At 71.9% G+C, this 10,662-nt stretch carries 20 protein-coding genes; 1 reads left to right on the top strand and 19 read right to left on the bottom strand.

Annotated elements, in window-relative coordinates:
* Positions 1-25: 25 nt before the first annotated feature.
* From QC029_RS05435 to QC029_RS05460, 6 genes are all read right to left on the bottom strand, one after another.
* Complete coding sequence (locus tag QC029_RS05435; protein WP_279554241.1) at positions 26-283, bottom strand: helix-turn-helix domain-containing protein; 258 nt, start codon at positions 281-283, stop codon at positions 26-28.
* Positions 280-1,098, bottom strand: coding sequence for a DNA adenine methylase (locus QC029_RS05440; protein WP_279554242.1), 819 nt, complete (start codon positions 1,096-1,098; stop codon positions 280-282). Before QC029_RS05440 ends, QC029_RS05435 begins: the two co-directional genes overlap by 4 nt.
* Positions 1,095-1,406: a hypothetical protein gene (locus QC029_RS05445; protein WP_279554243.1), complete on the bottom strand. Its 312-nt coding sequence runs from the start codon at positions 1,404-1,406 to the stop codon at positions 1,095-1,097. The genes QC029_RS05440 and QC029_RS05445 overlap by 4 nt, the downstream gene beginning before the upstream one ends.
* Positions 1,406-2,083: a hypothetical protein gene (locus QC029_RS05450; RefSeq protein WP_279554244.1), complete on the bottom strand. Its 678-nt coding sequence runs from the start codon at positions 2,081-2,083 to the stop codon at positions 1,406-1,408. Before QC029_RS05450 ends, QC029_RS05445 begins: the two co-directional genes overlap by 1 nt.
* A complete protein-coding gene (locus QC029_RS05455) occupies positions 2,080-3,138 on the bottom strand; it encodes a hypothetical protein (RefSeq protein ID WP_279554245.1) in 1,059 nt (352 codons plus the stop codon). The genes QC029_RS05450 and QC029_RS05455 overlap by 4 nt, the downstream gene beginning before the upstream one ends.
* Before the next feature lie 98 nt (positions 3,139-3,236).
* On the bottom strand, positions 3,237-3,638 hold the full coding sequence (locus tag QC029_RS05460) for a GIY-YIG nuclease family protein (protein ID WP_279554246.1): 402 nt from the start codon (positions 3,636-3,638) through the stop codon (positions 3,237-3,239).
* 91 nt (positions 3,639-3,729) lie between these two features.
* On the opposite strand from QC029_RS05460, the gene QC029_RS05465 reads away from it, so the two are divergent.
* On the top strand, positions 3,730-3,990 hold the full coding sequence (locus tag QC029_RS05465) for a hypothetical protein (RefSeq protein ID WP_279554247.1): 261 nt from the start codon (positions 3,730-3,732) through the stop codon (positions 3,988-3,990).
* 58 nt (positions 3,991-4,048) lie between these two features.
* On the opposite strand, the gene QC029_RS05470 is transcribed toward QC029_RS05465, so the two are convergent.
* From QC029_RS05470 to QC029_RS05530, 13 genes are all read right to left on the bottom strand, one after another.
* Positions 4,049-4,285, bottom strand: a complete 237-nt coding sequence (locus tag QC029_RS05470; RefSeq protein WP_279554248.1) for a WhiB family transcriptional regulator — start codon at positions 4,283-4,285, stop codon at positions 4,049-4,051.
* Complete coding sequence (locus QC029_RS05475) at positions 4,285-5,139, bottom strand: hypothetical protein (RefSeq protein ID WP_279554249.1); 855 nt, start codon at positions 5,137-5,139, stop codon at positions 4,285-4,287. The genes QC029_RS05470 and QC029_RS05475 overlap by 1 nt, the downstream gene beginning before the upstream one ends.
* A 109-nt stretch (positions 5,140-5,248) precedes the next feature.
* Entirely contained in the window at positions 5,249-5,614 is a 366-nt protein-coding gene (locus QC029_RS05480) for a hypothetical protein (protein ID WP_279554250.1), read from the bottom strand.
* A gap of 70 nt (positions 5,615-5,684) precedes the next feature.
* The gene (locus tag QC029_RS05485) at positions 5,685-6,512 is read right to left on the bottom strand and encodes a recombinase RecT (protein WP_279554251.1); all 828 of its coding nucleotides are present in this window, start codon (positions 6,510-6,512) and stop codon (positions 5,685-5,687) included.
* Positions 6,509-7,399, bottom strand: a complete 891-nt coding sequence (locus QC029_RS05490) for a YqaJ viral recombinase family protein (RefSeq protein ID WP_279554252.1) — start codon at positions 7,397-7,399, stop codon at positions 6,509-6,511. Before QC029_RS05490 ends, QC029_RS05485 begins: the two co-directional genes overlap by 4 nt.
* Entirely contained in the window at positions 7,399-7,602 is a 204-nt protein-coding gene (locus QC029_RS05495) for a hypothetical protein (RefSeq protein ID WP_279554253.1), read from the bottom strand. The genes QC029_RS05490 and QC029_RS05495 overlap by 1 nt, the downstream gene beginning before the upstream one ends.
* A gap of 222 nt (positions 7,603-7,824) precedes the next feature.
* Positions 7,825-8,082: a hypothetical protein gene (locus QC029_RS05500; RefSeq protein WP_279554254.1), complete on the bottom strand. Its 258-nt coding sequence runs from the start codon at positions 8,080-8,082 to the stop codon at positions 7,825-7,827.
* A complete protein-coding gene (locus QC029_RS05505) occupies positions 8,082-8,411 on the bottom strand; it encodes a hypothetical protein (RefSeq protein ID WP_279554255.1) in 330 nt (109 codons plus the stop codon). Before QC029_RS05505 ends, QC029_RS05500 begins: the two co-directional genes overlap by 1 nt.
* Before the next feature lie 109 nt (positions 8,412-8,520).
* Positions 8,521-8,709 (bottom strand): hypothetical protein, encoded by a 189-nt coding sequence (locus tag QC029_RS05510; protein WP_279554256.1) that lies wholly within the window; start codon positions 8,707-8,709, stop codon positions 8,521-8,523.
* Entirely contained in the window at positions 8,706-8,894 is a 189-nt protein-coding gene (locus QC029_RS05515; protein WP_279554257.1) for a hypothetical protein, read from the bottom strand. Before QC029_RS05515 ends, QC029_RS05510 begins: the two co-directional genes overlap by 4 nt.
* Positions 8,891-9,529, bottom strand: a complete 639-nt coding sequence (locus QC029_RS05520) for a hypothetical protein (RefSeq protein ID WP_279554258.1) — start codon at positions 9,527-9,529, stop codon at positions 8,891-8,893. Before QC029_RS05520 ends, QC029_RS05515 begins: the two co-directional genes overlap by 4 nt.
* Positions 9,526-10,314: a hypothetical protein gene (locus QC029_RS05525; RefSeq protein ID WP_279554259.1), complete on the bottom strand. Its 789-nt coding sequence runs from the start codon at positions 10,312-10,314 to the stop codon at positions 9,526-9,528. The genes QC029_RS05520 and QC029_RS05525 overlap by 4 nt, the downstream gene beginning before the upstream one ends.
* Before the next feature lie 87 nt (positions 10,315-10,401).
* Entirely contained in the window at positions 10,402-10,659 is a 258-nt protein-coding gene (locus QC029_RS05530; protein WP_279554260.1) for an AlpA family transcriptional regulator, read from the bottom strand.
* Positions 10,660-10,662 lie beyond the last annotated feature (3 nt).

Here is a 10,662-nt window from a genome sequence, read left to right on the forward strand (position 1 = left end):
TGGTTGGCGTGGTGGGCGGTTGGGGTCAGGCGGCGCGGAGGGCTGCGGCGAGGGCGCGGCGGTTCGCGGCAGCCTGGGCGGGGCTGATGGGCTGGCGGCGGCGGTCGAAGTCACGGACCCGGGCGGGCAGCTCCTCGGCCAGCAGCCGCTCGTCGGCCGTGACCGGGCGGGCCAGTCGGTTGCGGTGGCGGTTGACGGTCGCGCGGTGGCAGCCGAGGCGGCGGGCGATGTGCTCGTCCGAGTGGCCGGCGGCGATCAGAGCGGCGATGTCGGTGCGGATCACGCGGGCACCTCCTCGAAGAGGGCGATCCGCCCGGCCAGCTCGCGGTTGGACCACAGCACCTCGGTGCGGCCCTTCGCGGTCTGCGCGTTGCCGGTCATGGTCTGCTGCTCGTACCGGCGCCAGCCGGCGTACAGCTCGGCGTAGAGCGGGCTGTCGTAGCCGGACAAGACGACCGCGGCCCGGCAGTCGGCGAGCGCGTCCGCCAGCTCCCGGTGCTCGGCCTCGCCCTTCATCTCGACGCGGTAGTTGCTGTGCGGCCGCGTGCTGCCGAGATACGGCGGGTCGACGTACAGCAGCACCTCTGGGCACCCGCCGTACTTCCCGATCAGCGTCAGCGCGGGCAGGGACTCCAGCGACACGGCGTGCAGGCGCTCGGCAGCTGCGGCCATGCGGTCGACGTAGCCGTCCATGTAGCCCGGCATCGAGGTGGACGACCCGGCGGGGGCGATGTAATGCCGCCAGCCGGTGTTGCGCAGCGTCCCGGCGCGGCCCTGGGCGAGGCGGCACCACACGCGGCGGGCGGTCTCCAGCTCGTCCGTGGTGGGCTCGTAGGCGGCGGCCTGTTCGGCTCTGCTGTGCGGGGTGAGGGCGCAGACGCGGATCAGGTCGGCGGGGCGGTCGCGCAGGACGCGCCAGAACGTCATCAGGTCGCCGTCGAGGTCGTTGACGGTCTCCATGCGGGACGGTCGCTTGGCCAGCAGCACGGACAGGGACCCGGCGTAGGGCTCGACGTAGTGCTCGTGGGCGGGCAGCAGGGACACGATCCACGGGGCGATGCGCTGCTTGCTGCCGAAGTACGGGACGGGACTCTTCACGCGGCGGCCCTCCTGGCCTCGGTCTCGCGCTGGGGGTGGACGTGGCCGTCGCGCAGCGGCCGACCCTCGAGGTGGCACTCGATCCCGGGCTCCACCTGGCAGGCCGGGCACACCGCCGTCGCGCGGGCCCAGGCCGTCACCCGGGCCGGGTGCGGCTGCGGCAGGCGCCGGGCGTTCGCCCGGACGACGCACGGCCGGTGCTCCCCGGCCTCGCAGTGCGGGCACGGCACCGAGCGGGCCGGGTGCTGCTTCGCGCGCAGCAGGCCGCGGATCTCGGCGGGCATCGGGGCGGCAGGCTTACGGGACATCAGGCACTCTCCTCGGTGGTCATCTGGCGCTCGAGCGCGGCCAGGGCCGCAGCCCGCCGCTGCTCGATCTCCTCGGGGGTCTCGCGGTAGGCGGGCTCGCCCTTCGCGACCCGGCGGCGGGCCGGGTGAACGGACTTGGCGTTCCGGCCGCGCAGCGCCGTCTTGCACGGGCGGCCGATCGGGGCGTGGCAGACGGGGCACTCGACGCCGAGCGGGCCCCGGCGCGGCTTCGGCTGCTCCTCGCCGTCCTCGCCCGGCACCGTCCGGCCCACGGCCGCCAGCTGCTTGGCGACGTCCTCGTGAGGGCCGCCCGTCAGCATCGGTGCCGTCTCCGCTGGGGCTATCTCGCCGGCCGCGGTGGCGGCGAGCCGGCCGCGGTAGCGGGCCAGGTACTGGCGGGGGTCCTCGTCCGGGTCGCCCTCGTACACGAAGTTCGCCAGCCGCTCGGCGCGGATCGCATGCCGGTGGGTGCGCACGTCGTGCGGCTGGATCCACAGCCGGTCGCCGGGGTTCTTCGGCGGGGTGCCGTAGAACCGGGCGACGGCGTCGAAGCAGTCCCGGTCCAGCGGCAGGTCCCGCAGGGCGACCGCCCAGGCGCGGGCAACGGCCTCGGACGGCTTGCGGTTGTCGAACGCGGCGCAGGCCGCCAGGAGCTTCGCGGCGTCGTCGGGGGTCACTGGTTCTCCTCTCCGGAGGCGAGGGCCAGCCAGCCGGCGACGGTGGCGTCGGTGCCGGTGAGGGTCTGGCCGGTGGGCAGCTGGATGACGTTGCCGGGCGCGCCGTGCTTGATCAGGTACTGGTTGGCGTCGGCGATCCACTTCTGCCAGGCGGCGTACCAGTTGGGCTTGCGGCGGCCTTCGGACTGCCAGTGCCAGATGAACTTCTGGGTCTCGTGGTCGACGTCGACGCGGGGGAAGGTCTGCTGCGCCCAGCGGCGCATGCCCTCGGTGAGTTCGAAGTCGTCGGGGATCTCGTGGGGAGAGGGGCGGCCGTCAGGCCGCTGGGCCTCGGCCCCGGCGGCGGGAGCCTGCTCGACTGCGCCAGCCCCCTCTCTCTTGGGGCTGGGGTTAGGGGCAGGGGTAGGGGCAGGGGCAGGGGTACGCGCGTGTGACGCGCCCGCGCGCCCGCGCGTAGAGGGTCTCGGACCCCCTTCGGCAGGGGTATCGGAGGGGGTTTCCGAAGGGGTTCCGGAGGGGGTTGTCGAACCCCTTCCGGAGGGGTCGGGGGTGAGGTTCCCGAAGGCTCGGCGAAGGGCCTCGATGTGGTCGGCGACCTGCTGCCGGATCGACGGCCCCTCGGTGCCGTTGCGGAGCTTGGCAGGGGCGTCGCTCAGCTCCTCCAGCGGGATGCGGTCCATCTCCTCCAGCAGCGCCCGCTGGAGCCGCTTGGAGGAGATCTCCATGGCGCCGGAGACCATGGCGCCCATGACCCTCGGCATCCGCCACACGCCGTCGTTGCGGACGAACGAGCGGATGAGGAGTTCCTCGGTGTCGTCGTCGACGACGACGAAGCGCGCCTCCTCCAGGGTGGCAATGCGCTTTTCCAGCTCGGCGACCGTGAGGCCGCGGGCCTTGCGTGCCCAGCGCCGCAGGGTGAGGTCCAGCAGGCCGGCGTGGTTGAGGTTGGGCTGGCTGATGAAGAAGAGGTAGAGGCGCTGCTCTGCCTCTTCCAGGTTGATGAAGTCCTCGTCTTCCCAGATGGAGGCGAGGATGCGGCCGTGTCCGCGTGCCATGAGAGTGCTTCCTTAGGACGGTGGTGGGTCAGGACGAGGCGGGGCTGCACAGCACGTGGGGCCTGCTCTCGCGGAGCAGGGCTCGCCCGCGCTGGCCGTCACCCCTCGTCTGCGAGCTGCGGGGGCGGCGGGATGTAGAGGGACTCGTCCACCGCGCGCCATCCGCGCCGGGGCTTCGGTCGCATGACGTTGAACTGCGGGTTCTCTCGCCGTATGGCGGCGGCTTCTGCCACGTAGGCGCCATAGCGTGTCGGGTAGAAGGACACGGCCACGTAGCGGGCTCGCGCTTGCCAGTCGGTGTTGCACCGATGCCAGTTCCACCGGTCGGGCAGGTTGCGGCTGATGCCGATGTACAGCGGCGACCGGCTGGCGTCGTAGAAGCGGTAGAGCGCGCAGCCGTAGATGGCGGACTTCTGGAGCTTGCGCTCCTGATCCGTCACGGCTTCCAGCCAGACGGCATGCGGATCGAAAGGACGAAGCGGGAGATGCCTGGGCTTCATGAGAATGAGAATACCGTTCGCGAATAGCGTTCGCGACCCCTATGCGCGTTCGCGTAGCGCGATCCCGGTTCGCCATGTCACCATGGGCGCCATGGACACCCTCGACATGGAGATCCAGGACGCGGCGAAGAAGCGGAAGCGAGCCGAGGAGGCCTTCAACCGCGCCGACGCCGAGTTGCGCGCACTCCTGGTCAAGGGCCGCGCGGAGGGGAAAGGCCCGTCGCACATGGCGAAGCTGACCGGCTTCACCCGCGAATGGGTCGCGAAGATCGCGCCCGACCCGAAGGCCGCCGCCGCGCAACCCAAGCGCAAGGTCGTCGTGCGCCGTCGCAAGCCTGCGGCCGAGGACTGACCTGTCCATCTCCCCTCCCCTCTCTGCCCCGCGGCCGGTGCCGCGGGGCGTTGTCGTGTCAGGCGGCGTGCTGCTGGCGGCGGAGCTTGCGGCGTTCGCGGGCGGTGAGGCCGGCGCGGATGCCGTGGTCGTCGCCGGTGGCGAGGGCGTCGTCGAGGCAGCTGTCTTTCACCTCGCACCGGCCGCAGATCCGTTTGGCGTCGCGGACGGTGCCGCCCTTGGTCGGGTAGAAGGGGTCGGGCCCGGTCTGGGCGCACAGGGCGGAGTCCTGCCAGGACATGTCGGGGCGGGCCATCACGCGGCCTCCTCGTACTGGCGGCGGGCGTGGGCGGTCCAGCCGTTGACGATCTGCTTGACGTAGTTCTCGGAGCGGCCGACCCGGCGGGCGATCTCTCCGGGCGCGATGCCGAACGAGGCGAGGTGGCGGATCTCGTCGGCGACCAGCGGGTCGCGCCGACTGCTCGCCGCGGAAGTTTCGACGGCGGCCGGGTCGAAGGCGGGGTCGTCGATGTGGCCGTAGTCCTCCCACCAGGTGGGGTCGGGCCAGCCCTGGGCGGCGGCGCGGCGTCGGTTCGGGGTGTAGCTGCCGGGCGTCTGCGATATGCGGCGGTAGGTGGCGGCGATGCGGTCGCGGGTGATGCCGCGGACGCTGCTCTGGTGGCCGTTGACGATGTCGTTGAGGGTGGTGGATTCGGTGCCAGCGTCGGCGGCGATGGCGGTGAGGGTGTGGCCGATGGCCATGAGCGCTTGGAGGCGGCGGCGGGTACCGGTGGCGTCGATGTAGCGGCCGGGTGCGGGCTTGGGCCGGACGGCGAGGATGCGGTTGGCGGCGGACCGCTGGATGGTCTCCTGGCCGGCGAGGAGCCGGTGGAGGGTGGAGGTAGAGCACCCGGCGGCGCGGGCGATGCCGGGCCAGCCCATGCCGGAGTCGAAGAGGACGCGGACGTGGGCGGCGACGGGCTGGGCGGGGATGCGGAGATTGCGGCCGGTGGCGTTGAGGACGCGGCGGCGCTTGCTGTAGCGGGCTTTGGCGGCCCGGCAGGGCTTGCAGGGGCATCCGGGGACGCCTTGGGCGGGCCGGCCGGTGGCTCGGGCGGTGGTGCCGTGGGGCGGCAGGGGGCTGATGGAGGGGCGGAGCGGGCGGCTCACGGCCGGTCCTCCTTCCGGTCGGGTGTGGGTGTGGGGCGGCAGCAGAGGCGGTGGGTGGCGAGGGCGAGGAGTCCGATGGCGGCCCAGGCGGTGGCTACGGCGAGGGTGATCACGCGGCGGCCTCCCTGCGGGCGGCGCGCTGCTGGGCTATGCCGCGGCCCTTGGCGGACAGGCGCCAGACGCTGATGCGGTGGCCGTGGGTGGGGCCGGAGGTGGAGGGCACCATGCGGCCGGTGTGTTCGATGACTCCGCCGGTGCGGAGGGCGTTGATGGCGGCGCCGAGGTAGCCGTGGCCGAGTTCGGGGAGCACGTCGCGGAGGTCGTTGCAGGAGAACTCGGGCTTGCGCTGGCCGTAGTGGAAGACGGCCTGCTCGACGAGGAACTGGCTCCATTCGGACTGCTGGATGATCTGGTCGAGGGTGGTGTTCTTGTCGGCGTCGGCGAGGCGTTCGGCTGGGGTGAGGGTGCGCGGCATGGCTGGTCTCCTCGGTGTGGTTCTCTGGGGGTGGGCCGCCCCCGATTGCCGCGGGGGCGGCCCGGGGGGTTCAGTCGACGAGCTCGCCCTCGATGGGGCCCTCGTCGTAGTCCTCCGGCCCGGCCGGCTCGGCCTGCGGGCGCGGGGTCTGGACGGCCGCGGTGGGCCCGTTCTCGGCGGCGACTTCCTTCGCGGCGCGCAGCTGCTCCTTGCGCCACTCGGTGGAGGTCGGCACCCACGGCTCCAGGCGGCGGGCGACGGTCTTGAGGACCATCTGGTCGAACCACTTCACCCACGGGGACTTGGGGTGGTCGCTGCCGCGGGACTCCTTGCGGACCTTGTCGATGTAGTCGCGGTTGATGACGACGACGCGGGACGGGGTGCCGTCCTGGAAGATGCCGTAGGCGTAGGCACCCTTGACCTCGCCTCGGTCGCCGAACCAGTCGACCTCGTGGTAGGGGACGGTCTGGGGGCCTTCCCAGCGGGGCGGCTGGTGGTCGTCGATCTTGCCGGGCTTCCAGATGAACTCGTCGTTGGAGCAGACGACCTCGGCCTGCACGGTCTTGATGGCGCCGGCGCGGTAGATGCGTTCGACGACGCCGCGGTAGCCCTCGATGCCCTGGACCTCGTTGCCGAACGGGACGAGGTAGTAGGACTCGGTGCCGGGCTCGTGGCCGAGGCGGGCGCAGTCGAGGAGGGCGTTCATCAGGGAGCCGGGGTTGCGGCTGGCCGCGGCGGCGAGGTTCTGGTCGCGGCGGAGGCTGCCGACGGCGAGCCGCATCCAGGTCTCGCCCTTGATGTGCTCGGGGAGGACGAGGGTGAAGTCTTCGCGGTACTGGCGGACGAGGGCTTCAGGCCCGTTGTCGCGGGTGGCTATGGCGTTGCTGATCTGGCTCATGCGGCGGTGCTCCTGTAGGGCTGGAGGGCGTGGGTGGTGCCGTCGGGGTTGACGGTCCGGTAGGCGATGCGGCGGTCGCCGCAGACGGCGCGGTAGCCGCTGCCGATGAGGTCGAGGACTTCGGAGGCGGCCTGGCGTCTGGCTGCTTCGGCGGCCCGCAGGTTGGCGCCGGTGGCCTCGTACCGGTCGGCGAGGTCGATGGGGATCTGAACGTCGACGTCTTCGCGTCCGGCCGGCTGGCGGCGGATGGTCTGGTAGGTGGCGTCGGAGTCGTCGATGTCGGGCCGGTTGCCGTGGCGGACGTCGTCGAGGAACCGTTCGGCGGCGTCGCGCATGACCTGGGCGTCGGTCTCGTCGAACCAGACGGTGTATTCGCGGTAGTCGCAGCCGCCGATGAGGACGGCGATGTCGGTGCGGCGGTAGCCGAGGACGTCCATCTGCTGGAGCGTCTGGCAGCGGTAGTGGATGGGGACGCCGTCGGGGTCGCCGTCGGGTCCCCATTCGTCGCCGGTGGGGCTGGTTTTGAGTTCGACGAGCCGGTCGTCGGCGATGCGGTCGGGGGTGGCGCGCTGCCATTCGCGCTGGGCGTGCCGCCAGGTGCCGGTCTCGTGGAGGGTGAGGTCGGGGTGGTTGTCGGCGTACTTGGCGGCGACGGCGGGCTCCAGGCGGACGCCCCATTCCATCGCCGGGTTCGTCTCGAACGGGGGGCTGGGGAGGCCGGCTTTCTTGTGCCAGAGGGAGAAGCGGGACTGCCAGGGGGACAGGCCGAGGACGGCGGCGATCTCGGTGGCGGTGATGCACAGGCCGCCGCGGGCTTTCTCCCATTCGGGGGTGCCGGGGGTGAACTGGCCGAGGAGGATGCCGGTCGGGGTGATGGCGGTGGTCACTAGAACGGCACGACCTCTCGGCGCCTGCGCCACAGGGGGAGGCGGATTCCGGCGGGGTCCCAGCAGTCGCAGAGTTCGGGGCCCCAGGTGGTGTCGATGCCGCCGTGTCCGGCGCAGGTGGGGCATGCGGGGTCGGGCTGGCGGGTGATGTAGAGGGCGCGCTGGTGGAGTTCGATCTCCCAGCGCCAGAGGCGGATGCGCACGGGCTTCTCCTTGGGGGGTCAGCGCTGGGCGCCGCAGCGGGCGCAGCCCTTGTGGCCGGGGATCTGGACGTGCCCCTCGGGCCGTTCGTTGCCGTACAGGTCGATGCAGCGGTTCTTGTTCATCTCGGGGCCTTTCGAGGTCGAGTGCCGTTGGTGGCGGTGGCCGGGGCTTGGTGCACCTGCCGCCGGGCCGGTGTCATCCCGGCGGCAGGCGGTCGGGGGTTAGGCGACGTGGTTGTCGCGGGCCTGCGGGGCGAGGCGGTGCCGGCAGGAGCCGGTGAGGCAGGGGCGGGCGCGGCGGTCCCACTCGTCGCCGTTGACGCGCTCGTGCTGGTAGCCCTCCGCGGTCTCGCGGCGCCGGTCGGCGGCGCGCGGGATGAACTCCTTGTGCGCGGCCTCGGCGGGGTCGCTGTCGAGCGCGGACGGGTAGACGGAGCCCTCGACGCAGCCGGCAGGGTTGATGCGGATCCAGAAGGCCATCACGCGCCCGCCTTCGCGGCGATGTTGCGGTCGGTGCCGCAGTGCACGCAGCGGACGAGGCCGCAGTCGCGGCCGTTGCGGTGCTCGACGCTGGGGGACCAGGCGTAGCCGCGGTGGAGGACGACGGCGTACAGGACCGGGTCGTACTCGCTGCGGTCGTCGCGGAGCGCCATCTGGGCGAAGGTCGCGTTGTAGTCGGCGGCGTCGGCGAGGGCGGTCTCGGCGCTGTCCTTCTGGTGGATGTCGTCCATGCCGGAGATCCAGACGGCCCACTCCTGGTCCTCGTAGCCGAGGCGGGTGCGGTCGGGGCCGAACAGGTTCGTGGTCACTGCTGCTCCTTGAGGGATGCGTGGAGGTGTCGGGCGAGGGTGAGGAGTGCGATGCCTGCGGTGGTGAGGGCGATCGCGCCGGCCGGGCAGGCGAGACGGGCCAGGGCGGTCACTGGGCGGCCTTGCGGTGCTCGGGGCACAGGTCCCGTCCGTCGCGGGTCCATCGCCAGCCACGGGTCTTCAGCAGGCGGCGCAGCTCGCGGTGGGTGTACGGCTCGAACCGGACCGGCCAGTGGCCTTCGGGGTATTCGCACTCGGGGTGGTCGCAGAGGAGGATCAGGTAGGCGTCGGCGCTCACTGCTGCTCCCCTTCCGTGTGGACGACGGCCCCGTTCCAGCAGTCGGCGAGGTCGGGGTCGATGTCGAGGAAGGCGTGACGTTGTTCGGCGAGGTGGGGGCTGGTCTGGCAGGCGCGGAGGTTCTCGATGAGCTGCTCCAGCGGCACGTCCAGGTCCGCGATCGTCCGGCCGACGGGGGCGGTCATCGGGGCTCACCCGCCTCGGCGTCCTCGACCAGCTCGGTCCAGCACTGCGGCCACTCGTCGGCGGGCTCCGCATACGGGCTCCACGGCTCCGACGCGGCGGTCTGGATCCACCCGAACGCCATCCGCTTCCCGGTGCCGGGGTGCACGGTGATGTGCTCGACGCGGAAGCGCGTGAGGAGTTCGGGAGCGGTGAACCCGTTGGCGTCGTAGGCGTAGGTCCGGCCGGGCTGGAAGAAGTCGGCGGGCACACCGGGGCACCTGCCGTGTACCGCAGTCCCTTTACGCAGTCCGGAGTGGAGGTGGGCGGGGTGCGGCTCCGGACGCACGCACGGGACCGCCTCGGCGCCGGCCTGCTGCTCCAGCTCGGCGACCCGCGCCCGCGCCTCGTCCCGCTCGCGCTCCAGCCGCTCGTTCGCGGCGCAGCGGTCGGCCTCCACCGACGCCAGCGCCTCCAGCTCGGCCCGCAGCCGCTCCACCTCGGCCCGGTACTGCTCGCACTGTGCGGCGAGTCCGTTGGCGGTGGCGCGGAACTCCGCCGGATCGACCATCCCGCTGCTGGTGGCGAGGTTGAACGCCCACTTGATCAGCGTCTCGGCGGCCTCGCGCTCCGGCGACAGGGGGGTGGACTCGCTCATGCCACACCCCCGAGCTGCTGCTGGGGAGCGGGCCCGCTGGTGACGGCGTCGCAGAAGCGTGCGATGTCCTCGAAGGACTCGGCCTCGCGCCGGTACTCGATCAGGTAGAGCGTGCGGAAGCTCAACTCGAACTCCGTCGCATTCCTCCGCGCGGCCTCCGGAGCGGCTCCCCGGGCAAGGAGGTACCGCTCTGCTGCCGTCGGATCCTCCGCCGTCCACGGTGCCGGGTGGAGGGACACTCCCGCCTTCGCCAGTTCGTAGACCGCGTCGCAGGCAGCCGAGCGATTGCCGTCGTTCACGAGGGAACCGGCCAGCGCGGCCCTCTCGGCCAGTTCGTTCAAACGGGCCAAGGTCATCCGGCACTCGAAAGCGGCATGCCCGCGGGCCTCCGCGGTGGCGGACGCGCTGCAGTGGGCTTCGAGGACGGCTTCGGTGAGCCGGGTATAGGGAAGCCCTTGGGCGTACTCAACGACCTCGGCGAAGTCCCCGGACTCGAAGGCTTCCCGGCCGGCTGTGGTGGGCCATCGCTCGGAGCAGAAGGCGATCAGGGCAGCTTCGTTGTCCTCGAACTCAACGTGGGGCGTGGACACCCAGGAGCGGGCCACCGAGATGCCGTGCGCCATCGCGGCGTTCTCGTGTTCCTTGACCCGCTTCGCGGGGTCTCCGGTCTGGCCGACCTTCACTGTCCCGCTGCTGAACTCCAGGACGTAGACGTACCGCTCAAGGCGGCGGCGGATGTTCTCTCGCTGGCGATGCCGGCGATCAGCTTGCGATGATGGAGACAACAGAGGTCCCCTTTCTTCTCGTGGGTGAAGGTGGATCTCAGGCCCCGGCTGCCGGGATGGCCCCCGGCGGTTGGGGCCGCATGCCGCTCAGGCGGCGGCGTACTCGACCGGTGCGTTGGCGGGATCGATGTCCGGGTTGCTGTGGGGGTCGGCCGCCTCCTGTGCTTTCAGCCACGCGTCGAGGACGGCGATGCGGTAGGCGACCCGGCCGCCGATCTTGAAGCTGGCGGGCCCCTTCTTCTTCAGCCGCCACTTACGCAGCGTGCTGACCTCGTAACCGAGGTAGTCGGCGGCGTCGTCGAGCCACAGGACTCCCGGCGGGGCCTTCCTCGGGGTGCGGTTCACAGG

Origin of the sequence: Streptomyces sp. DH37 (genome assembly GCF_029813835.1) — a bacterium.
Taxonomy (GTDB): domain Bacteria; phylum Actinomycetota; class Actinomycetes; order Streptomycetales; family Streptomycetaceae; genus Streptomyces.

Coding starts and splice junctions, on each gene's coding strand:
- QC029_RS05445 (WP_279554243.1), bottom strand. CDS start 1,406: ATGTCCCGTAAGCCTGCCGCCCCGATGCCCGCCGAGATCCGCGGCCTG.
- QC029_RS05455 (WP_279554245.1), bottom strand. CDS start 3,138: ATGGCACGCGGACACGGCCGCATCCTCGCCTCCATCTGGGAAGACGAG.
- QC029_RS05460 (WP_279554246.1), bottom strand. CDS start 3,638: ATGAAGCCCAGGCATCTCCCGCTTCGTCCTTTCGATCCGCATGCCGTC.
- QC029_RS05465 (WP_279554247.1), top strand. CDS start 3,730: ATGGACACCCTCGACATGGAGATCCAGGACGCGGCGAAGAAGCGGAAG.
- QC029_RS05470 (WP_279554248.1), bottom strand. CDS start 4,285: ATGGCCCGCCCCGACATGTCCTGGCAGGACTCCGCCCTGTGCGCCCAG.
- QC029_RS05480 (WP_279554250.1), bottom strand. CDS start 5,614: ATGCCGCGCACCCTCACCCCAGCCGAACGCCTCGCCGACGCCGACAAG.
- QC029_RS05485 (WP_279554251.1), bottom strand. CDS start 6,512: ATGAGCCAGATCAGCAACGCCATAGCCACCCGCGACAACGGGCCTGAA.
- QC029_RS05500 (WP_279554254.1), bottom strand. CDS start 8,082: ATGGCCTTCTGGATCCGCATCAACCCTGCCGGCTGCGTCGAGGGCTCC.
- QC029_RS05515 (WP_279554257.1), bottom strand. CDS start 8,894: ATGACCGCCCCCGTCGGCCGGACGATCGCGGACCTGGACGTGCCGCTG.
- QC029_RS05520 (WP_279554258.1), bottom strand. CDS start 9,529: ATGAGCGAGTCCACCCCCCTGTCGCCGGAGCGCGAGGCCGCCGAGACG.